We start from the raw sequence: 26,234 nt of genomic DNA, 5'->3' as shown, positions 1-26,234 counted from the left end.
CGCGCCCGATCCCATTCAGGCGAGGTAGCCGCCGTCGACCGTCAGCGCCGCGCCGGTAATGAAGCCGCTCTCCGGTCCGGCGAGATAGGCGACCAGGCTGGCGACTTCGGCGCCCTTGCCGAGCTGCCCGATCGCGATCAGCGGGCGGATCATGTCGCGCATGGCGGCATCGTCGTTGATGTCGGTTTCGATCGGGCCGGGCTGGACCACATTGACGGTGATGCCGCGCGGACCGAGGTCGCGAGCCAGGCCGCGGGTCAGACCAGCGACCGCTGCCTTGGTCATGCTGTATACCGACGATCCGGCAAAGCCGCTGCGATCCGCGACGACGCTGCCGATAGTGATGATCCGCGCGCCCCGCGCCATATGCGCGACCGCTGTCTGGATCGCGGCAAAGACGGCGCGGACATTGACCGCGAGCATGCGGTCGAAATCGGCCATGGCAAATTCGTCGATCCCGCCCCGTATGAGGATGCCGGCATTGTTGACCAATATGTCGAGCCGGCCGAAGCGCCTCATGGTGTGGGCGACCGCCGCCTGAACCGCGGCCGGATCGGCACTGTCGGCGGCAAAGGCGACCGCGGTGCCGCCATCTGCCGCCACCTCAGCGGCGAGAGCATCGGCCTTTGTTGCCGCCGCGACATAGGTGAAAACGACCTGCGCGCCGTCCCGGGCCAGGCGGCGTACCATCGCAGCGCCGATGCCGCGCGATCCGCCCGTCACCAGGGCGACTTTGCCGGAGAGTTTCTTGTCAGTCATCGCCATTTCCTTCATTCTGGACTGTTTGATCCATAATTGCGCGAGCCGGCGCATGAGCGTGGTCCCGTAGCGACCAGTCAGGTCAGGCTACGAAGCGCCATTCTCACAATATTGCGCAGGACCTCCGTACCGGCACCGCCACGCGCCGTGACCTTCAGGCCGGTTAGCGTTGCCGCGAGGAAGTGTGCAGCGGCCTCCGGAACCAGGTCGGCAGGGAATTCACCGGCCGCCTTGCCCTGTTCGACCGCGGCGGCAAAGGCGGAGAGCAGTATTGCCCCCGACGCCGCGACGATTGCCGACACATCCGGGTCGGAGATCCCGAATTCACAGATTGCACCGACCCCGAGGCAGCCATGTTCAGGCAGCGAGGCCGGGCGCGCGGCGAAGGCGAGCAAGGCGGCCTCAAGTCCGGCACGGGCGGAAGGGTGCGAATTGAGAAGGTCGATCATCTCGGTGGTGCTGGCGCGGCAATAGCTGCGTAGCGCCTCGAGATAGAGCCGGCGCTTGTCGCCGAACGTGTCGTACAGGCTTTGCCGGCCGATCCCCATGCGCTTGAGCAATATGTCGGTCGATGTGCCTTCATAGCCCTGACCGGCAAAGGTCGCGATCGCCCCGGCCAGTGCCACATCGCGATCGAATTCCCTTGGTCTTGCCATAACGGGCATATGGGCTTTCCGGACTGATCTGTCCAGAATTATTCGGCCATTCGGATTGGCGCGGATTGGGCGTGGAAGAGAAGCGCCGCTCACCCGTCGAAAACGCACGTTCGGCAGCCCGCGCAGGTCTTGAGCCGCGCCGGAGCAGCACTGGGCTGCTGTGTCCTTGGGGTTGGCGAATGCACCGGGCTTTGTGCGGTCGACACATTTTGTTGGAGAGCCGCTTTGGCCCATATGCATCGCCAGCTCGCCCCCGCGGCCCCCTTAGCAGCCATGATCCAGCCCGCGTTGATCGGCGCGCTTCGGGAGAGTTCCGGGCGGGAGAGCGCCGGAGAGATCTGGCAGCCGGTGCTCGAGCATGGCTGGGTCATCGCCCGGCGCGGTGCGCTGGCGGTCACGGCGCATTCGGTCGAAATCCTGCGCCACGGAATTCCGATCGGCCTGTCGCCCACCGAGGGCGCGTTGCTCGGCCTGCTGATCCGCCGCGGTCGCGCCAGCCACGAGGAGCTGGTCGCGACCATGCGGGGCGCGGGATCCAAGCCTGCCGGCCTGAACATCAACGTCCACCGTATCCGGCGCAAATTCGCCGCGGCGGGGGCGCCCGACCCGCTCGAGCGGCTGCGCGGCTGGGGCCTGAGGTTGCGCGTCGAGCCCGATATCAGCGGATCGACGTCGCTCTGGATCGGCAGACCGGCGGCGTGATAGCATGATCATCTGTCGGACTGGCCGACACAGGCATGATCGGGGGAGCGGATGACCAACAAGATAGTCGCGGCAATCGTGACGGCGACGCTGATTTGCGGGACGCTGGACATTTTGAGCGCGTTCCTGTTCGCCGGCCTGGGCGGTGCGTCGCCCGGCCAGATCCTGCGCTATGTCGCATCGGGCCCCTTTGGCGACGGCATGAACGGCGCGGGCGCCGTTGGGGCCGCGATCGGCCTGGCCACGCATTTTGCGATCATGGCGGTGATGGTCACCGTGTTCGTGATCGCGGCGTCGCGGATCGCGGTGGTCAAGACCAATCCGGTCCTGGCCGGCATCCTGTATGGTCTGCTGCTCTATGCCGTGATGTACTGGATCGTGGTCCCGGCGCGCTGGACCGGGCATTATCCGAAACTAACGCCCTGGGCGCTCGGCAACGCGCTGTTTTCCCACATCATATGTGTCGGCATTCCAATGGCGTTGATCGCGGTGCGCACTCTCGGCCGGCCTGGGCCCATATCCGGCCCAACGTCGATTCCGGGCGGGTGAGCGTCAGTCGACAGGCCGCACGCGATTTGCGACATGCGGTGCGGTGGACGCCCTGATTCCAGATCGCGGGCAAGAGCCCATGTCCGACCCGATACCGAACCGGGGACGCGAGCCCTTTTACGTCGAGGAATCGGCGGTGCGGCGTGGACGCGTACAGACCAGGCCGGAGATGCGAGCCAAGGTCGCGCTGACGCTTGCCATGTGGGGATCGACCTATCTGCTTTTCACCCTGGGTAATTTGCTGAACGGCAAGCCGGGGCAATGGACGGCGGCTGGCGTGCGGGCGTTCGTCATGACCGTCGGGATCGCGCTGTGCTACGCCCTGCACCGGCTGTTGCGCCGGCTGGCGCATCGACCGTTCCGCACCCGCGCGCTGGTGCTTGCCGCAACGGCGCCGTTCGCAGCGGAGGCCTATGCCTGGCTGGGGTTCTTTGCCTATGCCTGGCTGCACGGCACATCGATGCGGATGGTGATCGCCGACTGGGCGCTCGCCGCCAATGTGCTGTCGCAATGGACCTGGTTCTTCATCGGCTGGGCCGGGCTTTATCTCGCGATCGAGTATAATTTCGACGCGAAGGACGAAGCGCAGCGATCGGCGGAACTGCGCAACCTGGCGCACAACGCCAAGCTCCGCGCGCTGTCCAACCAGATCAACCCGCATTTCCTGTTCAACAGCCTCAATTCGATCTCGGCGCTAATCCTGGAAGGGCGCGCCCATGATGCGGAACGGATGCTGACCGGCCTGTCGACCTTTTTCCGTTCCACTTTGTCGATCGATCCGCTGGTCGATGTCGCGCTGGAACAGGAATTCGACCTGCACCGGCGCTATCTGGCGATCGAGCAGATGCGCTACCCCGATCTGACGGTGGATTTCGACTTGCCCGAGGCGCTGAAATCCGCCGTGGTCCCCGCGCTGATCCTGCAGCCGCTGGTCGAGAATGCGGTCAAGCACGGCGTGGCCAAATCACTGCCGCCGACCTGGATCGGCATCACCGCGCAGCGCGAGGGCGACATGCTCTCCATCACCGTCGCCAATACGGCCGGGGGGAATGGACACGGCGCAGCGGCGCGCGGCGACGGCATCGGGCTGGCCAATGTGCGCGAGCGATTGAGCGAGCATCACGGCGCGGCGCAGAGCGTGGCCGTGTCGGCAGGCCCCGACCTGTTCGAAGTCCGCATCACCTTGCCGATCGGGTTCGCGCGATGAGCGAGTTCAGCATCGTCACGGTCGATGACGAACCGCTGGCGCTGAGCCGGCTGGAGATCGTGCTGCGCGGCGTGCCCGGCGCGCGGCTGGTCGGATCGGCGAGCAGCTGCGACGCGGCGGTCGCGCTGATCACCGAACGCCGGCCCGATATCGTCCTGCTCGACATCCGGCTGCGTGACGGAACCGGGTTCGATATTCTAGACCGGCTGCCCAAGGATGTGACGCCGGCGGTGATCTTCATCACTGCGTTTGACCATTTCGCGATCCGCGCGTTCGAAGTGTCGGCGGTCGATTATGTGCTGAAGCCGATCGACGCAGGGCGGTTGCGCGAAGCGGTCGATCGCGCGCGGGCGCGGATCATCGCCGATGACTCGGTCGGCCAGGTCAAGGAAATGCGCGCGGTGATCGCCGACCTGCGCGCCGAATTTCACGACCAGGCGCGGTCCCCCTATGAAACCGAGCTGTGGATCCGCGGCGTCACCGGCAATCTGACACGCGTATCGCTCGATCTGGTCGACTGGGTCAGTAGCGAGGATGATTATGTCCGGCTGCACACCGGCGCCACATCGCATCTGTTGCGGCTGTCGATCCGCGCGTTCGAGGCGCGTGTCGACCCGGCGCAGTTCGTGCGCGTTCACCGCGCCGCGCTGGTGCGCGTTTCGCGCATCGCCGAGGTACGGCGCAGCCCGACCGGCCGGCGAGACGTGATCCTGCGTGACGGCACGCGGATCGCGACCGGGCGGATTCATGCCAAGCGGCTACGCGCGGTGCTGCTGGACCGCGACGCGCCGGATGGCGGCAGAAGTTTGACCGGTTGACGGAAGAAGGGGCGGCCACCGGATTGGTGACCGCCCCTTTCCTCCCCACATCCGCGGTCGCCCGGCGCATCAGGGTGACACGCCGGACGTTCCCCCGATTCAGAAGTTGAACTTCGCCCCGGCACGGAACTGGCGGCCGAGAATGCCGTTGCCGCCTTGCACCGCATTGTAGAGCGTCGCGCCGTACGTCACGACATCGACCGGCGGCAGCGCGTCGAACAGGTTCAGGACGTTCACATAGAATGTGAAATGGTCATTGACCTTGACGCTGCCCACCGCGTCGAGCGTGATGTAGCGCTTCACGTCGCACGGCACATAGCGCGGGTTGGGCGCAAGGCCGCAATCGCCCGATGTGCCGGCCCCGTTCTGATCCTCCGCCGACAGATTATAGCCGCCGAAATAATTCGCGGTGGCGCTCAGCGTGAAGGGATCGACGGTCAGCGTGTTCTGCCAGCTGCCGCGCCATTTCGGTGTGCCCGAGCCGGCGGTCAGGTTGAAATTGCCGAGCGTCCCTTCATAGGATTCAGTCGTCCCGTCGGCAAAGGTGGTGCTGAGGTCGAGAATATAGCTTGCCTCAAGCGAGGTACTGAAGTGGATCCTGTCGCTGATGTCGAATGACCCGCTGGCCGAGAAATCGATGCCCTCGGAGCGGATCGTGTCCGAGTTGACCAGCTGCGACTGTACGAAAGCGATGCGCGGCCGGGCATTGGGGAAGGCGGGCGACGGCGCATCGGCTATCACCTGGAACCCCGCCGGAATGGGCAGGCCGGCATAATAGGCCGCGATCGCCTCGCTGGTCGAGGCCTGGGTGATCGCCCCGGTCTTCTTGATATTATAATAGTCGACCGTGAAGGTCAGGTTGCGGATCGGCTCGAACACGATCCCGGCGGTAAAGCTGCGCGACTTTTCCGGCTTCAGATCGGGTGACGCCAAGACTGTCTGACCGAGGGTCGCCGCGGTCAGATAAGCTGGGCAGGCGGGCGTGTTTGTGTTGGTGCAGGCCGCGCCATATTGCTGCAGGAACGAATTGGGCAGGCCCGCGGGGAGCAGCGGCACGAACCCGGTGGTCGGCAGCGCATTGGCCTCGGCAAAGCTCGGGATGCGGAAGCCGCGCGAATAAGTGCCGCGAATGGCGAGCTGCTTGATCGGGGTGAACTTCGCGCCGACCTTGGGCGAGAAGGTGCTCTGCCCGCTCGAATATTTATCGTAGCGGCCGGACAGATTGACCTCGAATTGCTCGACGATCGGCGCATTCAGTTCGGCAAAGGCGGAATAGACCGTGCGGTGGCCCGAAGTACCAAAGGCGTTGAGCGTGAAATAACGCTGTGTCGGGCCGTTATAATCGTCGTTCGCGCTGGGCGCATCGATCGCCTCGTAGCGGATCGACGCGCCGACGCCGAGCTGCAGCGGACCACCCGGCAGGTCGAACAACGCTTTGCCCAGCGTCACCTGCCCCTGATACATGTCGGAGGACGCATCGGTGACGTTTTCCGGCGAGAGATAATCGCGCACCGCCTTGCTGTTGAGCTGCGGGTTGACGAAATTATAGCTGCCATCGGCGATCACATCGAGCAGATGCTGGATATAGACATAGCCATTGGTGGTGCGGCGCAGGTCATTGTGCATCGCGGTTGCTTCGACCTTGTAATCCCAGTCGCCGAACATCGTCCCGCTGATCCCCGCCGCGACGCGGTACACCCGGCTGCGCGTCTCGTTTTGGGTGAGCGTGTCGCTCAGCCGGCCGGACAGCCGGGCGACCTGGCCCTGTGCCGCGAACGGATTATTGGGGTTGAGCGTGCCGTTCACCGCATTGCAGTTCACCCGCGCGGCGCAGACATAGACCGGCAAGGTGAGCGGACCGGATCCTGGCGCGTTCGCCGCGCCGCCGGCCGAGGTTGAAAAGCGCGGATACAGGATGCCGGCATTGGCATTGGCGCGGATCACCGCCGGCAGCGCCGAGAAGGCGCTTGAGCTCTGCTGGAAATTGAACAGGATATAGGCTTCGGCATCGTCGCCGACCTTGGCGGTGAAGCGCGCCGAGCCGCCAAAGCGTTCGAGCGCCGGCGTCACCTGACCATAGCGATAGGTCTGATCCTCCTCGCACGCGAAGGTCGGGTTGGCGGCGCTGTTCGCCAGCTCGGCGGGGGTCAGCGTGTGGCCCGGGCCGTTAAGGCATCCCCGCACCGGGTTGAGCAATTGCGGACGGCCCAGCGCATTGGCGTTCGCTGCATCGAACGGCGTGACGTAGAAATCGCTGACCACCGGATTGAAGATGCCGAACGCGCCATCCTCGTCCAGGCCGTTGAGGATATTGTTCGGGCCGCAGGCAATGCTGTTGCAGATGCCGCGCTGATCGTCGGTGCTGTACGGCCTGGGTATGTCGCGATTATAGAGCGCCTCGCTGCGCATGTAGAAGGCGCTGATATAGGCGTTGAAGCCCTTGTCATCGAGGTCGCCGATGCCCGCGGTCAGGGTCAGGCGCTGATTGGCGGCATTGCCGTCCTGCGAGATGCCCGCTTCGGCGCGGCCGGAGACGCCCTTGAACTGGCGCTTGGTGATGACGTTGACCACGCCGGCGATCGCGTCCGCACCATAGCTGGACGAGGCGCCGTCGCGCAGCACCTCGATCCGGTCGACGATATCGTCGGGGATGGTGTTGAGATCGACGAAATTGCGCGTGCCGTCATCCGACAGCGGGAAATAGGCGGCGCGCAGGCCGTCGAACAGCACCAGCGTCGAGCTGGTCGACAGGCCGCGCAGCGACACCGCCGATGCACCGCCGGCAAAGGCGCCGTTCGCGGTGAACGAGTTGGTCAGCGCCGGCCCGTTGTTCGAGGTCAGCTGCTGAATCGCGTCCTGCACGGTCGAGATGCCGCGCCGGTCGAGCGTTTCGGCGGACAGGACGGTGACGGGCGACGGCGTTGCGGTGCTGGTCTGGCGCAGGATCGACCCGGTCACGACGATGTCGGGGCCCTGATCGGCCTCCCCGTCCTGCATGGCGGGTGCGGGAGCCGCCTGGTCCTGGGCACCAGCCGCCTGAGTCGCCATTTCCTGGGCAAGCGCCGGCGAGGCGGTGCCCATCAGGACAAGAGTGGTGGCAAGCAAGCGCGCGCGAATACTGATTTTCATGAAAAAGAGCCCCTTTTTTGGTTATCGGGGCAGTGAGGGGCGCGCGGGTCGTTCGATCCAATGCCGGGGCGGTTCAGCGCCGCGATTTAGCCGCCAAATGTCCCGCCGTGCCGCCGCGTGACGTTCGGCCGCACAATAAGCGGACTGGCGGCGTTCGCCGCGGCGCAGGCGCGGCGAACGCACGTCGCAACGCGGCGAACGTCCGCCCCTTGCCGGTTGAGCGGCTACGGCTTTGGCGGCTCGCACGCCACCGGCATGCCGGCACCATGGAAATACCGGCAAAGCCGGGCAAGCTGCGCCCAGCCGCGCTTGCCCCAAGCGGCGACCGCTTCGTTATAGTCCTCATACGCGGCTTCTGACGTCGCGATCTCGGGCGGCGCGGCCGGCTCCGCTTCGATGCGGACGTCAGCAGCCGGCGGGTACTGGATCGCCAGGCCGGGCTTGCCGGCGCAGGATGAGGCAAGCGCGAGCGTGCTGGCGATCGCTAACCGCGCGATCGGGGATGGACTGCGTGGCATGGGTGATCTCCTGTGTCTGGTTCCGGATGCGGGCATCGTCGATGCGCCGCTCATCGGCTGCCCGGGCCTCCCCGGCCCGGCCTTGCGCGGCGATCCCGGCATTGCGGGCGCCGTCGTGGCGCGCGATCACCGCGGCGTCATAGCGGCACTTGCCCAGGCCGAGCAGGGCGACGGCCACGGCCGCGGCCAGTCCGATCAGCAGCGGCCGGGCGAATTTGGCGCCGACGATGCCGCCGAGCCACGCGATCAGCGGTGCGGTCATGGCCGCCCCTCCACCGGCGCGGCGTCGACCGCGGCGGCATTGGCCACTTCACCGGACACGGCCCCACCGGACACAGCATCGCTGCCGGCCCGCGCCGTCGCGGTGATCGCCGCGAAGGCTGCCGCGGTGTTGCGCGTCTTGTCCTCATCGCCCTTGTTGGCGGCGAAGTGGAACGCGAAGATCATGTTGAGCAGGCCGGTCAGCGTGACCGCCTGGATGATCACCTTGAACACCTCGACTTCCCACAGCGCGGGATTGTGCGCCGCCATGCCGAGCAGCAGCGCGGCGAGCGCGAACGCGCCGATCGTCACCCATTGCCGCTCGCTCGGCCAGCCGGGCAGGCGATCGAGGCAGCGGTCGAGAAAGGCCCAGAGCGTCATGCCGCCCGTCCCCCGTCCGCCTCTCCGGCGCCAAGATACAGCGCACGCTCCGCCGCACGCCGCCGGGTCAGACCGTTCAGCACCGTGCCGGCCTGCTTGTTCCAGCGCGCGAACTGTTCGGCCGCGCCGGCATGGTCGCCCGCGCGGTGAAGCCGCAACAGCGTCGAATTGGCGAAGGCGGTGGTGCCGATATTATAGGCGAGGCTGACCATCGCGTCATATTGCGCCTCGGTCGTCGCGGCCGTGCCGAGCAGCGCCGCGACCCGGCCGCCGAACTGATCGAGATCGGCCGCGAACGCGGTATCCGCCTGGGCCTGGGTCCACACCAGGCCGAGCCTGATGCCCGGCCCGGTCGTGCCCCAGCCGATCGTCGGCACATCGTCCGGCGTCGGCAGATAGGCGGTCAGGCGGCACTGCTCGAAACCCTTGATGAAATCGGCGCAGCGGCGCGATGGCGCAAGCGTTGACGGGGCAGGCACGGACGGGACGGGCGGGGGCGGGACGAGCGGGGGCGGGACGAGCGGGGGCGGGACGAGCGGGGGCGGGGCGAGCGGAGGCGGAACGGGCACGGACGCGGCCGATGGGGCAGGGTGGGCGGCACCCGTCAGCGCCGCATTCACCGACCGCACGTCCGCATCGCTCAGCGCCTTGCCCTTGATACGGCGGATCGCGTCGAACAGCCGCTTTGCGCCATTGTCGCTTGATGTCATGGATGGATCCTTCCGGTCATCAGCGCCCAGGCCGTGGCGGCGACGCCGAACAGCCAGCCGAGCACCGGCGATTTGATCAGCATCACCCCAAGCGTCCGCGCGCCTTCGCTGCGGTTGCTGGCCGCCTCGAGCGCCGCGATACGCGCCTTGAGGTCGGCGATGTCGGAGGTAAGCGGCCCGAGCCCAACCACCTCGCGCGTCAGCCCGTCGAGCTTGGCGGAGAGCGTGTTGAGCGTATGGACAAGCTCACGCATCTGGCCGCGGACTTCGCCGAGGATGAGGCTGTTTTCGTTCAGGGTCGGCGAAGGGTGTTCGGCCGTGGTGCGAGGCGGACTCAATGCAATGCTCCCGTTGCTGGACCATCGTGATAACGCTACGGAGGCACGGGTTGAATCGACGGGCGGGCAAAAGATGAAACGCAGCTTCTGGGATCGCTATGGCGCGGTCATTATTCTGGGCAGCATTCTGGTGCTGTTTGCGGGGCTGATGATTTATGGCAGTGCCACGCAAGAAATCGAGCGGGGGAACGATCGGCCTATGCGCGCGCCACGTCAGTAGATGCGCCACATTCCTGGTCTCGATGCGATAAGGTTCGTCTGTGCCGCGATCGTCGCTCTCGGTCACTATTATGTCGATTGGGCAGCTCAACTTGCCTTTTTGGGTGCGATGCCCGCGAGGTTGATAGGTGGCCTGTTGGGCGTCATATTCAATGGCCCGGCAGCGGTCATAGTGTTCTTCGTTTTGTCGGGTCTGGTGATTCATCTGCCTTATATCAACGGCAAACGGTTCGATCTGCTCGAATATTACAGCCGACGCTACCTGCGTATCCTGCCGCCGGTCGCAGCATTCTTTGCGATCTACCTCACTATGTCGGACGCTCCGTCGTCTTGGAACAATACCGTTCTGTGGAGCATAATCTGCGAGGCAATTTACTATCTGATCTACCCCGCAATTCGTCGCATCGACTTCACTCAGTGTTCAGTCATCTTCGGCGGAATCACCCTCATGATCGCAGTGTCGAATAGCAGCACTTTGCTCGCCGCACATAATGGGTATGTCGCATTCGGCTACGGTACATGGTTGATTGGCTTGCCTTGTTGGCTCGCTGGCTGCGCGATAGCGACACATCTCTCCGAAGTGCAAAAGGTCAGTGAACGTGAGATATGGCTTTGGCGTGTTGGCATCCTTGCGGGTTCGATCATCTTGCGCGCCGCCAAATTCCACGCCCCCACCTATCTGGCGAGCGATGTTGTCACGCTCACGCTGTTCTGCATCCCGGTCGCGCTATGGATCGAGCGCGAGGCGCGATATTTCTTGAATCGCGAGGCGCCGTGGCTCGATAAACTGGGCGTTGCCAGCTACTCGCTGTACCTCGTCCACCCGCTCGCCGCGATGGCCGTCGGACTGGCTGGCGCGCATTTCCTGCTGGCCTATATTGCCATTGCCGCGCTTGGCACGGTGCTATTCTACTTTGTAGTCGAACGGACCTCGCATAGGGCCGCGCGTCATGTCGGGCGAAGGCTCACGAAGCACGCCAACCCGGTGACAAATGGAGTTTCGGTTTAAGGCTGAGCAATATCCCACTGGCATTCGGCGCAGGGTGTTTCTACCGAACAGCCTGGCCTGTTACATCCAGAGCCGTCACGCTTGGGAAAGCGCGATAGAAGCCGATACGGCCAGCTCCAGATTGCAAGTAGCCATTGCATCGCCCAACGCTATGGACATAGCTGGGAGTTGGCAAGAGGTCGGGGGCGTGCGTGACGAGTTACAAGGCCGTTCGCGATCCGAACATCGACCTGTTGCGCGCAATCGCGATTCTGATGGTGCTGGCTTATCATATCATTTGGTGGTCGCCGGTTTTCCCTTTCTGGTTCAAGAAGCTGTCGATGCCGGGCGCGATGGGCGTCGATCTGTTCTTCATCCTGTCCGGTTTCCTGATCGGATCGATCTATTGGCGTGAGGAACGCGACACCGGCGACGTGCGGCTCATGCGGTTTCTCAAGCGCCGATGGCTGCGCACGATTCCGCCCTATTTTGCGGCGCTCGCACTTTCCTGGCTCGCTGTCCGCATCGTGCGCCACGCGGAATTCGATTGGACCTACCTCCTGTTCCTGCAGAATTATCGAGCCGAGTTGCCATTCTTCGCCGTTAGCTGGTCGCTCTGCGTCGAAGAGCATTTCTATCTCATCGTGCCGCTTGCACTGTCCCTGACGCGCCGGTTTCGCGGCGTGGGGCCGGCCCTGATGGCGACCGGGGTCGTCGCGCCGCTGCTGTTCAGGCTCTCCTATGTCGGCCAGCACGGGATTTCGACATTTGGTTTCTACCAGACCGCGACGCATCTCCATTTCGAAGGGTTGTCGCTGGGCATGGCTCTCGCTTGGGTGAACATCTTTCACCCTGCCCGCTGGGATCAGGCAGGCCATGCCGCACGCTGGGCGATCGTGCCGCTTGCCGTGATCTGCCTGGCTGGCGCGCTCTGGTCGCGCGAATTTAGCTATGTTGTGTCGAGCTCTGCCGTGGCCGCGCTGTTCGCCGCGGTCCTTCTCGCAGTGGCGGGCCGCCGCCCGATCGCTGGTGGGATGCTGGCCGGCCCCGTCCGTGCGATCGCGATGTCATCCTACAGCGTCTATCTGATCCACACACTGATCATCCATGCCGGCGATGTATTGCAAGGCCGGGTGTTGTTCCTGAGCGATGGGGCGATGTTGCTGTTTTGGCCCGCTTCGATCGCGGCCGGCGGCTACGTCTTCTATATCATGGTCGAACGGCTTTCGATCGCGCTACGCGACCGCATCGCACCGAGCAACTTCAGCGGCGGGGCGCTGGCCCAACAGGCGGACAATGCCAGCGCCCCGATCGCTCGTGAACTGGATCATCAGGCGCGTGCATAATAGGGCGATGTGGATCGAGATGTTCCTAATCTTCCTCAATAAGGAATCTCGCGGAATCGCCGCAGCCTCAACATGACTGCTTGAATTGGCACCTGTTTTTCGCTGGGCCTTGGCAATATCATTTCCCACGTTATGGGGTACCGCTGGGGTGGACTAGCGGGGCAATGAAATCAATGATCGTTCTAGGTATCAATCATAGTTCGTATCACGATTCATCTGCCGCAATCGTCAAAGACGGCATCCCAATTTTCGCTATAGCTGAAGAGCGGTTGAGCAAGGTCAAGCATGACCCCGCCTTCCCGGTCATGGCGATCAGAGCTTGCCTGGACCATGTCGGCATCACTCTTGGCGAAGTCGACCAGATCATCATCGGCTGGCAGAAATCCTCGCAGATTCTTAAGCGGACGGTTCGTAACGTCCTGTCACGCAAAGACCCGATGCCGTTCAAGAAGCTCCCCGCGTTCGTGCTGCGAGATTCGCTGACCCAATATCGACGAAATTCCGAGCGGATGATGAAACGTCAATTCGGCGGCAATTTCGTGGCTCCGCGTCGCATCGATCACCATTACGCGCACGCGCTCAGCGCCTATGTCCCGTCGGGAATGGATGAAGCGACGGTCGTGATCATCGACGGTCGTGGCGCGTGGGAAGCGTCGAGCATCTGGCACGGAAAAGGCAACCGGCTGGAGCATGTCGAAACGGTCAATTATCCAAATTCACTTGGGCTTTTCTACGCGACATTCACCGGCTTTCTCGGATTCGAGAAATATGCCGACGAATGGAAGGTCATGGGTCTGGCGCCCTATGGCACGCCCGGCGCGGTCGATCTTTCCCCGTTCGTGTCCTATGGCGCGGGCAAATATGAAGTTCGATCCGACCTGCTTCTGTTGAGGGAGGGCAACCGGGAATATGCCGGTGTCGAACGCCACCTCGGCCCGGCACGCAATCCCGATGCCGAACTGACTCAGGCGGACCGCGACCTGGCCTGGGCGGTGCAGGATATGTGCGAGCGGGTCGAGTGTGACTTCATTGCCAAGGCGATCGAGCGCACCGGCAGCCGCAACCTGTGTATTGCCGGTGGCGTCGGCCTCAATTCGAAGGCAAACGGCCTGTTCCTGCAGAAGGGGCTTTGTGACGAGATATTCGTCCAGCCCGCGGCCGGCGACGATGGTGTTGCGCTCGGTGCGGCCCTGGCCCCTTCGTTCGAGGCGGGCGTGCGCGAGATGACGCAGATGTCGGCTTATCTTGGGCCGAGCTTCACCCGTGAGCAGGTCAGGGCCGACCTGATCAAGTTTAAGCTGCCGTTCCGCGAAGTCGAATCGCCGGCCAAGGCCGCAGCGGAATTGCTCGCCAAGGGCGCGTTGGTCGGCTGGTTTCAGGGCCGCGAGGAATTCGGCCCCCGCGCGCTCGGCCACCGGTCGATCATTGCCGACCCGAAGCCGATCGAGAATCGCGACCGGGTCAACAACGCGGTCAAATTCCGCGAGGAGTGGCGGCCGTTCGCGCCGTCGGTGCTCGAGGCGCATTGTGACGAGCTGTTCGAAAGCTATCAGGACAGCCCGTTCATGATCCTGACCTTCCCGGCCAAGCCGCTCGCCAAGGAAAAGCTGGCAGCGGCGATCCATGTCGATGGCAGCGCGCGCGTGCAGACGGTGCGCGAAGGCCGCAACGACGTGTATTTCGACATGATCAGCGAGTTTCATGCGCTGACCGGAACGCCCGGCGTGATGAACACCAGTTTCAATCTAAAGGGCGAGGTGATCGTCAACACGCCGTTCGATGCCGTTCGTACATTCTATACTTCCGGGCTGGACGCGCTGGTCATCGAGAACTTTGTGGTTGAAAAAGGCGTTTGATCAGGGGCGCAAAATCGCGATTGGTGCGCATATTTCCGTCACCGCGCCTGCTCCTCCAGATAGCCGAACAGTCGTTCGCGACGATCGCGGTGCAGGCGCTGGGCGCCATCACCACGCTGTCGTTCGTCCACCTCTTGCCGGAACACGAATACGCGCTGTTCGGGCTTTGCATCGTCAGCCTTAATTTCATCGTCGTCAGCAGCGATCTTGGCCTGGGCGCGTCGATGCAATTCTTCTGGCGCGAGGCGGTGCGCGGCGGGGTCGCCTTTCCGATACGCTATCGAGCCATCTTGCGGCTGCGGACCTGGTTTTTTGGGCTGTCGTCGCTGATCGGCCTGTCGATCCTCGGGGTGATGATCGCGCGCCATGGCGGCACAATCCCGACGATCGCGACCTTGCTTACCCTTGTCGCGGTGACGGGCTGGCTGCAGGTCAGGAGCGGCATGACAGTGTCGCTCGCGCGCCTCGGGCTGCAGTTGCGGCGCGCCTATTCCGCCGAGCTTATGGGCTCATTGGCCCGCGCCGCGCTGGCCGGACTCGGGTTCTTCCTCCTGATCCGCGGCGCCTGGTTTCCCCTTGCCACAATGGCCGCAACCACGCTCATCACCATCATGATCGCCCGGCGGAGCGTCGATCCATCGGTGTTCCGCGCGACGGATGCCCAGGCCGAAATGAAACCGGTGCTTGGTTATGTCCTGAGCACGATGCTGGGCACGATCATATTCGCGACGCAGGACATCTTGGTCTATTCTCTGGCGTCGTTACACGGCAGCTCGCAGGTGATCGCGCAGACCTTCGCATTGGGCCGGCTGGCCGCGATATTCGTCGTCATCAGCGGCGTGATGGCGAATGTCATCATCCCGCGCATCGCCAATCTGAGCAGCGATGGCCATGCGATCCGCAATGGATTGCTGCCTCCGCTGATCGTGGCCGTCGGCTGCTCGATTCTGACCGCATTGGCAGCGGCCTTTTCGGACCAGGCCCTGTTCCTGCTCGGTCGTGCCTATGGCGGCCTCCAGCTCGAGCTTGTCCTGGCGCTTTCAGCGGCGTCGCTCTCTCTCGTCGCCCAGATGCTGGGCCGCTTCAACCGCGCAATGGGCTGGGTGAAAATCGAGACGATGGTCTATCTGGTGCACATCATCGCCATCATTGGCGTTGGTTATTTTTCCAGCTTTACGAACACCAGAGCGGTTTTGACGTTCAACCTTATTCTTTCAACGTTTTCATTCATCGAGATGCTGTTCATTACGTGCGTCGGTTTGCGCGCTCTCAGGCAGCGGGCGAAGGCCGCCTTGGGCTAATCAAAATCCGCTTTCTGCGGCACCGCCTTAGTCGGTGGTGATTGACCACCCCTTGGCGATTAAGCTCGCCTTCGCGGTGGCGCCGGCGCCGGTCGGGACTGCGTGGGGATACACACCGGCCAAGTATTGAGAGAGACTGGCTGAGCCGCCGCTTTTCCCATTCGCGTCGAGCGCAACGAGGCGCGCGTTCACTTGCGCGACGGTCAGGCCCGACGCGCTGTGCGCGTACACGGTGAGATTCGGGATGAGCGTTAGGTCAAGGTTTGCGGCGATGGCGGGACAGCGGCTAAGACTCAACAGAGTGAGGCCGCTAAGCTTTGCCAGTAGCGTGTTGCTCAACGTTGCTGCGGTGAAGTTCGCCGTGGGTCCAATGCCGATCTCCCGCATTTTGGCACCCGAAAGACGATACAGATCGGCGTCGGTGACAACAATGCCACTGACCGTCTCATTTGTGCCGTTGATATTCAGACCGCTCAGTGGAAAACCTTCATCGATCACTGAGACCGCAGCAATCCTGGCGTTGCCCGTGAATGCGTTGATCGCCAGCGTCGCGCCGGTCGACACATGGGCATAGAAAACAACCTCTTTCGGGTTGGCGTTAGGGAATGTCCACGCCAGCGATTGGGTCGCATCGACTCGGTTAACGCCGCTCGTGTCGTACCCGGTCGTCGCGTAGGGCGTGGCTGGATCGTTGAAGGCACTGACGTTGAATGCGCCGCTGGCCACAGTCGTCAGTGCGAGACGGTACCAATTATTGACCGGCGGCAGATGCGACAAGAGATCGGCATACTTCATGCCTTCGGGAACAGCGAACAGGCCATTCGACCGCGTGAAGGCCAAGCCAGCAGTCGCCATGTCAATGCCGAGCAGATTGTATCCGGTCTGATCGTAATGCAGCGTGTCGCTGAAATAACCCAGGCCTGAGAACGCCTGCGCCAAGGTGGAACCGATCTTCATCCAGCTCGAAAAGGCCAGGTCGGCGGCGACGGCCGCCTGCGACGCCCTAATCTTCGTCGAAGCGACCGCGTTGGTACCCGACTGGTTGGTGCCGAGGTTTTCGGTCAGCCACCATATGTCGGGGAAGTCGGCTTTCACTCGCGTAGCGAATGGTCGAAATGACGCCTCATGTGCCGCCTGTGATGCACCACCAAGGGCGTCTTGCTCACCCTGCGAATGATAGATGATCTTCTTTTTTATGGCGAAGCCGAAGCGCTCGATCTCGCGAAGCGCGCGTTGCATATGTTCGCGAATGTAGTTGTCGTAGAGATTGGCAGGGTCGGACAAATCCCAAGTGCCGCCCGACAGCGATGCAATATCGGTCGTGCCGGTCAGGGCCGCTTTATAGGCGGATACCATCGAAGAACCGCCGACCGCGCAATCGACGAAGATAACCGCGCCACCCCCTCCGGCCGCCCAGGTCTGTGCGAAAGCGGACTGGGGTCCGCCGAAGGTGCGGCCGAGGCGACACGGCCCCAGCGGCAGCACCGCGCCAAAGCCGCCGTTATTGTAATAATATTCGTAACCATAGCCTGCGGCGAGGGCGGTCGTGGTGGAATAATTCGTCGAGAAGCCATCGGCGTTCGATTGGCCGATCATAAACACCACGGTCACGGGTTCGTAGCCGGAACCCGGGATTCCAAGCAGCACAAACCGCGTCGGCCATACGCCAGCTGCCTTCGGCCCGTACTGACGGCCAGAACTGGTATCGATGTAGGTCGCCCCATTAGGGCCACCCGTCAGAGCGTTGGGTGCGCCGCGCCCGTACATAATTGGGGTAATTGACGCGTTGACAGTAGCCGCAGCTGTGGTGGCAATCGCGGCTTGCGCCGTCGCCTCTGCTGCGGCCGCCGGCGCCGCAATGATCGCGGCAATATTGGCCGCGGCCACGTTGATTCCCGCGACATGGGGGGCGACCGTCGAGACCGCCGCGGCGTGAGGCGCGAGTTGCGTGACTTGGAGGATGATGCCGGCAACATCCCCGATGGTATCCGGGCCGGTGATATCTGCGGCGATCGCTGCGATCGACGGCAAGCCGGGCACGATTGCGGCTATCTCACCCACATGAGGAGCTGCGGCGGCGATCGACGCGACGGCCCCCGCGACCGTCGGAATATCGCTCCCCGCCAGCAAGCTCTCACCCACCGCGACGATCGATGCCACATCGGAAAGTGGTATCTCGAGTCCCTCCTCGCCGCGCGGCACTTTGAGCGCGCGGCTTGCCTTGTCCTCGGTGACGAGGGCCTTGACCGACGCTCGGCGGTTGATCGTGTTGATCGTCGCCAGATTGTATGCGCCCTCGTTCTCGAACTCGCTGGTCTGGAGATAGTCGGGGGCGGACAGGAGCAATATCTGTGCGCCGACGACGGGAGCTGCGGCGAAGGTCACAGTGCCGCCGGTGGCGCCGAATTCCACGGTGTAGAGCAGGGACGAGATCGCGACGCTGTCGATCTCGACCCTGATGTCGGCTGCACTGACGATCGAGAAATTGAAGCTGAATTCGGTTTGTGTTCCGTTCGCCGTATAGGGTCCGGTATAAACGGTCGGGCTGATTGCTGGCACGTTTGCTGCCTCCTGTTGAAAGGAGGGCGTAATCGCGACGCGGGATGAGTTGAATCGACGGGGCGAGGAGATTTTCGGGGCGACCACCGGCAGCCGGCTGGATTTGCGGCAGAGGTGGCACTACGGCGCGACGACAATTGGTTTTTGCACTTGGATAATCGGATGAAGCCCAGTTTTTGGCAACGTTTCGGCACCGTAATCGTACTCGGTGGCCTGATCCTGCTGTTTGTCGGCCTGATGGTCTACAGCAATGCCACAGAGGAAATCGAGCAGGGCAATGACAAGTTCATGGGGGTTCCGCAGCGCTAGGTCATGGAAGCGTGCGACTTTTTACAGGAGCTCGCCGAATAAGTTACATATAATAAATATCTATATATAACAGATACTTAGTGCACACGCCCACACCAAAGATATGGAACAACCGGTGTCCCATATCTCCCCCCGCGCCCTTTATCGCGCCGCTGATTCAAGCCCCACGCAACCCGCGTTATCCCGGCAAGCATGGAAACCAGACCCACAACTTTCAAATCCGATTATGTCCGCCAGGCGCAGGAGCTTTATGCCCACGGCCTGACCGATCGTGAGCTTGCCGCAGCCTTCGGCGTGTCGCGCAGCACCATCTTTCGCTGGCGCGCCGCTTACCCTGAGTTCGCCGAGGCGACGCGGCTCGGCAAGGACGTCGCCGACGACCGCGTCGAGCGCGCGTTGTACGAGCGTGCGATCGGCTATGAGGAGGAGGCTGTGCGCGTTTATCACCCGGCTGATGCCAAGGAGCCCGTGGTCGTGCGTTACACGCGTGAAGTGCGCCCCGATGTCACCGCCGCGCTGCAATGGATGCGCGCCCGACGCCCCGGACGCTGGGCACGGCCTACCCCGCCCCCTGAGGAGGATCATAAATCCGCTGCGGACATCCTCAAGGCAATGGACCGTGTCGGCGACCTGGCATTGCCCGAATATCGCGAGGCGTTGCGTTATCATGCACGGGAATAGTCTCGCGCTCGGCGCCCGGATACGCGGCTACAGCTATAATCCGCTCACTCACGCCGCCTTCGCCTGTCGCTGGGGCAACGGCGCGCCGAAAGCCGTCACCGGCCCGCGCCAACGGTTGCGTCAGGTGATGGACGCGATCGGGGAGCGCCTCACCACAATCCCAGGTCGACCATGCTTGCATGGCCGGTGCTGCCGATGATCACATGGTCGAGCACGGACACGCCGACCGTGCGGCTCGCGGCGGCGATCGATCGGGTCAGTTCCTTGTCCGCCATGCTCGGCGTGACATCGCCCGACGGGTGGTTGTGGACGATGATCAGGCCGCTCGCGTCAAGCTCCAGCGCGCGCTTGACGATGGTGCGGATATGCACCTGGCACTGGTCGACCGTGCCGGTCCACATCACCTCGTCGCGGATCAGCCGGTGGCGCGCGTCGAGGAACAGGACGCGGAACACCTCATGCCCGGCATAGCCGATCTCGGACCGCAGATAATCGATCACCACCCCCATATTGGGGAGCAGCGGGCGTTCCTGCAGGTCGGTGCGCAGCGCGTGGCGCATCGCGTTGCGGAACGCGGCGATCGCGCCGATCGCGGGCAGGTCCTGGCCGGAGGCGCGCAGCTGCGCACGGCGGGTCGCGGCGAGCACGCGCGGCAGGCTGCCGAATTCCGCGATCAGCCGGCTTGCGGTGGCCGCAGGGTCGGTCGAGGCGCCCCGCGCAATGATCGCCTCCAGGATGCGTCGGCACCGTTCCGCGCCACGCGACGCTGGTGGCGCCATGTCGCGATTATCAGCAACACCGCCGCCGGCCATCCCCAGAAGGAGAGCATGATCTGATACACGGTCCGGATCACGGTGGGGTCGATCAGCTTGGCGATATGCCCCCCCACCGCCATCATCATGAGCACGGTCATCCATATCGGCCAGATCCTGTTTGCGGTGAGCATGACGGCGAATATCGTAAAGAATAGGAGGACATCGACAATGAATACGCCTGTCTCTATGTCAAAATAACGTTCCGGTCGCGAAGATCGCACGGCAATCGTCAATACATAAGCAGCCAGGAAGGCATAGGCGACAAGGCGCTCCGGGGCTCCACCGCGTCTCACGGCGTAGCAACAGGCGGCAATCAACAGCGCCAGAAAGATGGCGGTCCGCAGCATCGATGGCGCGGACTATACCATCCGCGCCGTCGACTGTCATCCTATTGCGTGGAGACCCGGCGCTTGAAAATCTTGTCCTTTTGGATTGTCGACTGGCGAACACTCGTCGCTGTCGCCGAACCAGGCGCGCAGGCCGACGGCATCGCGGATCGCGGCGAGATCGGGGTGGAGCGCAATGACCTCGCGCCGCGCCTCGATCAGGCGGGTGGACAGGGCCAGCATCCGGGCCAGTTCGTCCAGCCCGGTGTTGAGCGGAACCCCGGACGCGGCGCGCGCCTCCATCATCGTGGCGAGGCAGCGGGTGGCGAGAATGGCGGCCTGGTCAATGGCTTCTTCGGCGGGACGGAAGGCTTCGGCGACCGATTGTGCTGCGGCCAGACGTTGATTGAGCATAAATCATCTCCCCGCCGCGCGGGGGCGCGGCTGATCTGTTCAGTGTGACGGATAGGTCCAGCCGATCAGGAGCTGTTGCAGCTCATGTGCGATGGCCAGAAAGCCCGCCATCAGGGCGGCGAGCAGGACGGTGGCGATGATCGACACGATCACCCGGTGCCGATTGATCAGGTCATACGGGCCGGCCCTTTCCTGCTCGGCCCGGGGCGGGGGCGGCATGGCCCGGTTCGAATGGGCCCGGTTCGAATGGACGAAGGGAACATATTCCTCCCGCACCGCGTCGAACCCGATCTGCCGTCCAGCGCCGGCGGGCGGTGGTTGCAACGGCGGGTGTGCGGGGAAATCCCGGTCGTCGGCAAGGTCGCGCGGTTCGTTGACGAAGGGTTCGTCATGGCTTTCGAGGGGGTATCTGCTGCGGCTTTCGCGCGCGCGTCCGCCGCCGTCGCGGAGCATCTCCGCCGCCTCGAACCGGGTCGTGGCGCCGAGCAGCCGGGTGGCGTTCTCGATGTCGCGGTGGATGGTGTGGTGCGATCGCCCGAGCAGGCGGGCAATATCCTTGGTGCGCTTGCCCTGACCGACCAGGCGCAGACATTCGCGTTGTCGTGCAGACAGTTGATCGAGTCGGGGGTCGCTCATCCGGGCACCGTCCGTCAAAAAGGGATTGAGGGGAAGCCGAACAATGATCCCGAATAAAGATATCGGCCTGGAGTATTTGTTAAACGCGGCCGCGTCGAAATCCCGCCCCGCACCGCGAAAAGAAATCGGCCGGGCGGCGTGACTGCGATAGGATGCGCCGCGATACGATGAGATCGTGTCAGGGGCGTGAAAAGGTCCTGCGATCAAGCGCGCGCCGACGCGGAATCGGGCGGACAGGATGATGGAGAGGAGAGGGCGATGCCCCCAATGCCGAAAATGCCGATGGCCGTTCTGACACTGTTCCTGCTCGCCGCGGTGGCGGGGAGCGCGCGGCACGCTCCCGCGCGACCGGTTCCTGCATCTCAGGTCCCCGCACCCCAGACCCCCGCACCCCAGACCCCCGCACCCCAGACCCCCACGCCCCAAACCCCCACGCCTCGGGCGCGTGTCGAGCGGCTGCCTTTCTCCACTGCCGTGTCGGATGTCCGCCTCGCCATCTCGCCGGACGAGCGGCACATCTTGTGGGGCATGGTCAACCGCACGCCCGGCAGCGGGCTGGAGATCGTCGAGTCCTGGCTGGCCGACGGCGTGTGGAGCGCACCGGTGGCGGTCTCGTTCAATGGCCCGGCCAATGATTTCGACCCGTCCTTCTCGCCCGATGGTCGCCAGGTCTATTTCTTCTCCAACCGGCCCGGTGGTGCTGGCGGCGACGATCTGTACGTGGTCGCCTTCGATCCCGTCACGCGCCGTTACGGCGTGCCGCGCAATCTCGGGGCCCGGGTCAACACGCCGGGCGACGAATGGGCGCCGTCGCTGTCGCCCGACGGCACGGCCTTGCTCTTCTCCTCCAATCGCCACGGCGTGCCCGGCGGGCAGAACCTGTTCATCGCGCCGCTCCGTGGGCAGGTGATCGGCACCCCGGTCGCGCTCGGCCCGGCGGTCAACGGCGCGGAGGATGATTTCGACGCGACTTTCCTCGGCAGCGCGCACCGCATCGTCTTCGCGCGCGGCGACGCGGTCGGGGACAAGGGGACCAGGCTTTACGCGGCGCATAAGGGGGAGAAAGGCTGGCAGGTCGACGGCGTGCTGCCGCCGGAGATCAATTGTTCGGCCGGGCTGAACATTGGCCCGTCGACGTCGTCTTCGGGCCAATTCTACTGGTCGGCGGCGTGCGGTCCGGGCGATACGCGGCTCGACTTGTGGCGCAGCGATTTTCCGGCGCCGGCCGGTCCGCCCTGATCTCTTCCGTCCCGGCGCTCGCCAAACCGCGCGCGAGCGGCTATGGCCCGGTCATCGCCGGCGCATAGCCTTGAGCATGCCGCGACTGAGGGCCGGTTGTGCTCCCGCTTTACTGGTCCGCGATGATCGCTTTTCGTCCCTGCCGTTCCCGATCGCCTGTCGGCGCGATCGCTGCACGCCCGGACGGGAACCCGCGGCCGAAATGGAGAAGACCGATGTCGAGAATCCCCGTGCGCCCGTTCCTGATCAACAAGGATGAAAGCGGCCAGTTCCGCCTCACCGTGCGCCACACGCGCTATAATTCGCAAAATTATCCGATCGTCACAGCAACCCTGCAGGACGAAGTTTTCAAGACCGCCGCTGCCGCCAAGGTCTTCGCGCGCGACAATTTCGGCGCCGAGGCCGGGCAATACGCCACCAAATAAGGCGCGCCTATCTCGGCCGGTAGCGGACGAGATACAGCTCCATCGACGTCGCGCCCGCGCGCTGGCCGCTGAACAGCAGCCGGTCGGGCTGCGACCAGTCGAGCATCGGGCCATAGCTGTCCCTGCCCGGCATGTTGACGCTGGCCGGCAGGATCGTGCCCGCATCATATCGGCCGCGCTTTGTTGGCGACGCCTGGAACAAGTCGACCCGGTCGGCCTGCATGTCGCCGGCGCGCGCGAAGACGATCGTCCTGCCGTCCGCCAGGAAGGTCGCGTCGAACTCGTCCGCGGCGCTGTTGACCGCGCCCGACAGCGGGCGGGCAGCCGCGAAGCCGCTGCCCTGGCGGCGCGCGGTGTACAGGTCATAGCGCCCCGCGCCGCCGGGGCGGTTGCTGGCGAAGAGCAGGGTCATGCCGTCGGGCGACAGCATCGGTGCATACTCATTGCCCGGACCATTGACGCCCGGCCCCAGCGCCTCGACTGGCCCGAACCCGCCCTGCGTCACCGCGACGCGGTAGACATCGTCACCGCCCAGCCCGCCGGGCCGGTCGGAGCAGAAATAGACCTGGCGCCCATCGGCCGAAAAGGCGGGGTCGAAATCGCGCGTCGGCGAATTGAACGGCACGGGCTGCGCCTCGCTCCACTCACCGTTCACGCGACGCGAGATCCAGATGTCGTAACCGCCAGCACCGCCCGAACGGTTGCGGCTGAACCACAGGGCAGTGCGGCCGTCGGGGCTGATTGTCAGGCGCACCTCCGACGACGCGGTCGAGGCGATACCGGCCGCGAACAATTCAGCGGGCCCGATGATCTCGATCCCCGGCTGGCGCGGCGCGCTCGCACCACCCAGCGCGGTGACCAGGCCGATCGCGGCGGCAATGCGATAGGTGCGCATCATGCGGCCCTCGTGAAGTCGCTGGTCCAGTTGATCTCCCAGCTCGCGCCGCCATCGGCCGACAGCGCCTGTTCCCAGCGTGCCGTGGTGCGGGTGATGCGCGACCAGATGATCCGCGCCTTGACCGGCTTGCCCTCATGCTCATCGTCACCGATCAGCGTGCGGGTCCCGTCGGTGAACTTGCCGCGCACCGGTGCCGCGATCGCGCCGGGGGTGCGGCCGTCGAGCCACCAGCTGGTCCATTCGCCGGTATCACCATCGAGCGCGCGCAGGCCGATGCCGCGGTACGGCGCGCCGGGCACATCCATCACATTATCGCCGACATTGCCGCGCCCGCCCAGCACCGGCCAGTTGGTCAGCGTGCCGCCAAACTCGACCCAGTCGTTGCTGCCGACCAGCCGCCGGGCGAGCTTGCGATGACGCACCGTCCAGCTCCCGACCAGAAAGCCCCAGTCGTTCGCCCCCGGTGCGGTGTCGGTCCGCGCCGGCAGGGGCGTCGGCGTTGTTGCGGTCCGGGTGAAATAGTTCCGCCAGTTGATCTCCCAGGTCCTACCGCCATCCGCCGACAAGGCCTGGTCCCAATGCGGCCGCTTGCTGTGGATCTCGTGCCAGCGGAACCGTGCAATGACCGGGCGGCCCTCGAAACTGTCCGCGCCGCTGAACTCACCCTCGTCACCGTGAAAGCCGCCGCGGACCGGCGCGTCGATCCGCGTCGCGTTGCGCCCGTCGAGCCACCAGATCGACCAGGTCCCGCGGGCCGGATCGAACGCCCGGATGCCGAGCCCGCGATAGGTGCCGCCAGGCAGGTCGAGCGCATTGTCGTCGATCGTGCCGAGCCCGCCAAGCGTGGTCCACAACGCGCTCTTGCCGGCAAACTCTTCCCATTCGTTGTTGCCGGCGAGGCGCTTCTTCAGCCTTTTGTGCCACACGTTCCAATTACCGCACAGCCAGTCCCAGTCATGCGCATGCGCCGCCGCGGCGCCGGGCAGCGCCAGTGCGGTTCCACGGGGCAGCATCGCAGCCCCGCCCATGATCGTCATGCCCGCAAGCAGGCTGCGGCGCGAACAGAGGAACGGCTCGATCAAGGCGGCATCCTTTCGGGTCATGGCAGGTGTAACCGGAATGACAGGGCAGGGCGATCGCTGGCTATGCGAAGATAGTGGAGAGAGGCTAAGTCAGACTTATGGTCGATCCGCACCGATTCCCCTCGCTCGCCTCGATCCGCGCGTTCGAATGCGCGGCGCGGCTCGGCAGCTTCACGCGCGCGGCGGTGGAGCTTGGCACGTCATCGGCCTCAGTCAGCTATCATGTCCGCCAGCTTGAGGCGCAGATCGGCGTCACCCTGTTCCGCCGCCATGCCCAGCGCGTCGAACTGACCGAGCCCGGCGCGGTGGTCGCGGAGGAAACCATCGCGGCCTTTGCCGCGCTGCGCGCGACCTTTGTGCGCGCGGCCGAAGCGGACGAGCGCAAGCTGTCGCTCACCACCTTGCCGACGTTCGGCACAAGCTGGCTGACGCCGCGGCTCGGCCGCTTCCGTGCGCAGCACCCGGAGATCATGGTCGATCTCGACCTGTCGGCCGAGGCGCATGATCTTGGCGCGGGCGGGTTCGATGCCGCGGTCCGCAACGGCCATGGCCGCTGGCCCGGCTTGCGCACGGTGAGACTGATGCCAAGCATCTTCACCCCGCTGTGCGCACCGGCGCTGCGCGATGCCGCCGCCGGGCTCGGCGATTCCGGCAGGCCGCCGGCAGTGCCGCTGCTCGGCCGCCCCGACTGGTGGGCGTTATGGCACCGCGCGCTCGGCATCACCGATGCGGCCCCGCCCGAGCGCTTCGGCACCACGCTGTCGGCCGAACATCTCGACATGGCCGCGGCGCTTGCCGGTCACGGCATCGCGATGGGATCGCCCTTGCTGTTCGCCGAGGAGATCCGCGCCGGCCGCCTGATCCTCGCGCATGATCTGGTGATCGACACAGGCCGCTCCTTCTGGCTGACCTTCCCGGTGACGCGCCAGCGCAGCGGCAAGATCGCCCGCTTCCGCGACTGGATCAGCGAAGAGGCGGGCCGTGAATGCGCAGCGGCGAGCGACCTGATCCGGTGCGCCGTGCTGGTTGAGGATTGAGCACGTCACCCCGTGGACGCCGCACCAAGGGCGTGTCACAAACCGGGCCGAATCCTCGCTCCTTGCCGGTCCATC

The 26,234-nt window shown here is 64.4% G+C and carries 29 protein-coding genes; 14 read left to right on the top strand and 15 right to left on the bottom strand.

The features are described from left to right. Nucleotides 1-15 precede the first annotated feature (15 nt). Entirely contained in the window at nt 16-759 is a 744-nt protein-coding gene (locus tag ACRECS_RS06265; protein ID WP_431582104.1) for a 3-oxoacyl-ACP reductase family protein, read from the bottom strand. Between the two features lie 77 nt (nt 760-836). After that, the gene (locus ACRECS_RS06260) at nt 837-1,424 is read right to left on the bottom strand and encodes a TetR/AcrR family transcriptional regulator (protein WP_431582103.1); all 588 of its coding nucleotides are present in this window, start codon (nt 1,422-1,424) and stop codon (nt 837-839) included. 264 nt (nt 1,425-1,688) lie between these two features. Between ACRECS_RS06260 and ACRECS_RS06255 the strand changes: the two genes are divergently transcribed. The 4 genes from ACRECS_RS06255 (at nt 1,689) to ACRECS_RS06240 (ending at nt 4,691) form a co-directional block, all read left to right on the top strand. Next, nucleotides 1,689-2,117, top strand: a complete 429-nt coding sequence (locus ACRECS_RS06255; protein WP_431582102.1) for a hypothetical protein — start codon at nt 1,689-1,691, stop codon at nt 2,115-2,117. Nucleotides 2,118-2,168: 51 nt separating this feature from the next. Next, on the top strand, nt 2,169-2,666 hold the full coding sequence (locus tag ACRECS_RS06250) for a hypothetical protein (protein ID WP_431582101.1): 498 nt from the start codon (nt 2,169-2,171) through the stop codon (nt 2,664-2,666). 79 nt (nt 2,667-2,745) lie between these two features. After that, complete coding sequence (locus tag ACRECS_RS06245) at nt 2,746-3,873, top strand: sensor histidine kinase (RefSeq protein ID WP_431582100.1); 1,128 nt, start codon at nt 2,746-2,748, stop codon at nt 3,871-3,873. Continuing rightward, complete coding sequence (locus ACRECS_RS06240; protein WP_431582099.1) at nt 3,870-4,691, top strand: LytR/AlgR family response regulator transcription factor; 822 nt, start codon at nt 3,870-3,872, stop codon at nt 4,689-4,691. Before ACRECS_RS06245 ends, ACRECS_RS06240 begins: the two co-directional genes overlap by 4 nt. 99 nt (nt 4,692-4,790) lie before the next feature. Here ACRECS_RS06240 and ACRECS_RS06235 read toward each other — a convergent pair whose 3' ends face one another. The 5 genes from ACRECS_RS06235 to ACRECS_RS06215 form a co-directional block, all read right to left on the bottom strand. Continuing rightward, on the bottom strand, nt 4,791-7,820 hold the full coding sequence (locus ACRECS_RS06235) for a TonB-dependent receptor (RefSeq protein ID WP_431582098.1): 3,030 nt from the start codon (nt 7,818-7,820) through the stop codon (nt 4,791-4,793). Nucleotides 7,821-8,225: 405 nt separating this feature from the next. Continuing rightward, nucleotides 8,226-8,600, bottom strand: a complete 375-nt coding sequence (locus ACRECS_RS06230; protein WP_431582097.1) for a hypothetical protein — start codon at nt 8,598-8,600, stop codon at nt 8,226-8,228. Continuing rightward, nucleotides 8,597-8,980: a hypothetical protein gene (locus ACRECS_RS06225; protein WP_431582096.1), complete on the bottom strand. Its 384-nt coding sequence runs from the start codon at nt 8,978-8,980 to the stop codon at nt 8,597-8,599. Before ACRECS_RS06225 ends, ACRECS_RS06230 begins: the two co-directional genes overlap by 4 nt. After that, nucleotides 8,977-9,690: a lysozyme gene (locus ACRECS_RS06220; protein WP_431582095.1), complete on the bottom strand. Its 714-nt coding sequence runs from the start codon at nt 9,688-9,690 to the stop codon at nt 8,977-8,979. The genes ACRECS_RS06225 and ACRECS_RS06220 overlap by 4 nt, the downstream gene beginning before the upstream one ends. Beyond that, nucleotides 9,687-10,028 carry a hypothetical protein gene (locus ACRECS_RS06215; protein WP_431582094.1) on the bottom strand — a complete coding sequence of 114 codons (342 nt, stop codon included), beginning with the start codon at nt 10,026-10,028 and terminating at the stop codon, nt 9,687-9,689. The genes ACRECS_RS06220 and ACRECS_RS06215 overlap by 4 nt, the downstream gene beginning before the upstream one ends. Before the next feature lie 73 nt (nt 10,029-10,101). Here ACRECS_RS06215 and ACRECS_RS06210 point away from each other — a divergent pair, with 73 nt between their 5' ends. From ACRECS_RS06210 to ACRECS_RS06195, 4 genes are all read left to right on the top strand, one after another. Then, entirely contained in the window at nt 10,102-10,248 is a 147-nt protein-coding gene (locus ACRECS_RS06210) for a hypothetical protein (RefSeq protein ID WP_431582093.1), read from the top strand. After that, complete coding sequence (locus tag ACRECS_RS06205) at nt 10,249-11,256, top strand: acyltransferase family protein (RefSeq protein ID WP_431582092.1); 1,008 nt, start codon at nt 10,249-10,251, stop codon at nt 11,254-11,256. A gap of 191 nt (nt 11,257-11,447) precedes the next feature. Next, the gene (locus ACRECS_RS06200; protein WP_431582091.1) at nt 11,448-12,581 is read left to right on the top strand and encodes an acyltransferase family protein; all 1,134 of its coding nucleotides are present in this window, start codon (nt 11,448-11,450) and stop codon (nt 12,579-12,581) included. Between the two features lie 164 nt (nt 12,582-12,745). Continuing rightward, nucleotides 12,746-14,437 carry a carbamoyltransferase family protein gene (locus ACRECS_RS06195; RefSeq protein WP_431582090.1) on the top strand — a complete coding sequence of 564 codons (1,692 nt, stop codon included), beginning with the start codon at nt 12,746-12,748 and terminating at the stop codon, nt 14,435-14,437. A gap of 38 nt (nt 14,438-14,475) precedes the next feature. Here ACRECS_RS06195 and ACRECS_RS06190 read toward each other — a convergent pair whose 3' ends face one another. After that, nucleotides 14,476-14,805, bottom strand: a complete 330-nt coding sequence (locus ACRECS_RS06190) for a hypothetical protein (protein ID WP_431582089.1) — start codon at nt 14,803-14,805, stop codon at nt 14,476-14,478. Nucleotides 14,806-14,886: 81 nt separating this feature from the next. Between ACRECS_RS06190 and ACRECS_RS06185 the strand changes: the two genes are divergently transcribed. Beyond that, entirely contained in the window at nt 14,887-15,738 is an 852-nt protein-coding gene (locus ACRECS_RS06185; protein WP_431582088.1) for a hypothetical protein, read from the top strand. A gap of 27 nt (nt 15,739-15,765) precedes the next feature. On the opposite strand, the gene ACRECS_RS06180 is transcribed toward ACRECS_RS06185, so the two are convergent. Then, nucleotides 15,766-18,297 (bottom strand): sialate O-acetylesterase, encoded by a 2,532-nt coding sequence (locus ACRECS_RS06180; protein WP_431582087.1) that lies wholly within the window; start codon nt 18,295-18,297, stop codon nt 15,766-15,768. A 162-nt stretch (nt 18,298-18,459) separates the two neighbouring features. Between ACRECS_RS06180 and ACRECS_RS06175 the strand changes: the two genes are divergently transcribed. Then, a complete protein-coding gene (locus ACRECS_RS06175; RefSeq protein WP_431582086.1) occupies nt 18,460-18,606 on the top strand; it encodes a hypothetical protein in 147 nt (48 codons plus the stop codon). 192 nt (nt 18,607-18,798) lie between these two features. Continuing rightward, nucleotides 18,799-19,287, top strand: coding sequence for a helix-turn-helix domain-containing protein (locus tag ACRECS_RS06170; RefSeq protein WP_431582085.1), 489 nt, complete (start codon nt 18,799-18,801; stop codon nt 19,285-19,287). Between the two features lie 149 nt (nt 19,288-19,436). Here ACRECS_RS06170 and ACRECS_RS06165 read toward each other — a convergent pair whose 3' ends face one another. From ACRECS_RS06165 to ACRECS_RS06150, 4 genes are read right to left on the bottom strand one after another with little or no spacing between them, the layout of a single operon-like run. Beyond that, nucleotides 19,437-20,066, bottom strand: a complete 630-nt coding sequence (locus ACRECS_RS06165) for a JAB domain-containing protein (RefSeq protein WP_431582084.1) — start codon at nt 20,064-20,066, stop codon at nt 19,437-19,439. Beyond that, on the bottom strand, nt 19,961-20,449 hold the full coding sequence (locus ACRECS_RS06160; protein ID WP_431582083.1) for a hypothetical protein: 489 nt from the start codon (nt 20,447-20,449) through the stop codon (nt 19,961-19,963). The genes ACRECS_RS06165 and ACRECS_RS06160 overlap by 106 nt, the downstream gene beginning before the upstream one ends. A 36-nt stretch (nt 20,450-20,485) precedes the next feature. Next, complete coding sequence (locus ACRECS_RS06155; protein ID WP_431582082.1) at nt 20,486-20,842, bottom strand: hypothetical protein; 357 nt, start codon at nt 20,840-20,842, stop codon at nt 20,486-20,488. Nucleotides 20,843-20,881: 39 nt separating this feature from the next. Further along, complete coding sequence (locus ACRECS_RS06150; protein WP_431582081.1) at nt 20,882-21,814, bottom strand: helix-turn-helix transcriptional regulator; 933 nt, start codon at nt 21,812-21,814, stop codon at nt 20,882-20,884. Here ACRECS_RS06150 and ACRECS_RS06145 point away from each other — a divergent pair. After that, entirely contained in the window at nt 21,761-22,717 is a 957-nt protein-coding gene (locus tag ACRECS_RS06145) for a TolB family protein (RefSeq protein ID WP_431582080.1), read from the top strand. The genes ACRECS_RS06150 and ACRECS_RS06145 overlap by 54 nt on opposite strands. A 215-nt stretch (nt 22,718-22,932) precedes the next feature. Continuing rightward, entirely contained in the window at nt 22,933-23,142 is a 210-nt protein-coding gene (locus ACRECS_RS06140; protein ID WP_431582079.1) for a hypothetical protein, read from the top strand. Nucleotides 23,143-23,149: 7 nt separating this feature from the next. Here ACRECS_RS06140 and ACRECS_RS06135 read toward each other — a convergent pair whose 3' ends face one another. After that, on the bottom strand, nt 23,150-24,040 hold the full coding sequence (locus tag ACRECS_RS06135) for a TolB family protein (RefSeq protein ID WP_431582078.1): 891 nt from the start codon (nt 24,038-24,040) through the stop codon (nt 23,150-23,152). Continuing rightward, nucleotides 24,037-25,122: a hypothetical protein gene (locus ACRECS_RS06130; protein ID WP_431582077.1), complete on the bottom strand. Its 1,086-nt coding sequence runs from the start codon at nt 25,120-25,122 to the stop codon at nt 24,037-24,039. Before ACRECS_RS06130 ends, ACRECS_RS06135 begins: the two co-directional genes overlap by 4 nt. Nucleotides 25,123-25,220: 98 nt before the next feature. Here ACRECS_RS06130 and ACRECS_RS06125 point away from each other — a divergent pair, with 98 nt between their 5' ends. Further along, the gene (locus ACRECS_RS06125; protein ID WP_431582076.1) at nt 25,221-26,159 is read left to right on the top strand and encodes a LysR substrate-binding domain-containing protein; all 939 of its coding nucleotides are present in this window, start codon (nt 25,221-25,223) and stop codon (nt 26,157-26,159) included. Nucleotides 26,160-26,234 lie beyond the last annotated feature (75 nt).

It is taken from the genome of Sphingomonas sp. (assembly GCF_050725575.1).
In the GTDB taxonomy this organism is placed as follows: domain Bacteria; phylum Pseudomonadota; class Alphaproteobacteria; order Sphingomonadales; family Sphingomonadaceae; genus Sphingomonas.
The sequence above is the reverse complement of the archived record's forward strand: the minus strand, read 5'-3'. Positions and strand labels throughout refer to the sequence as shown.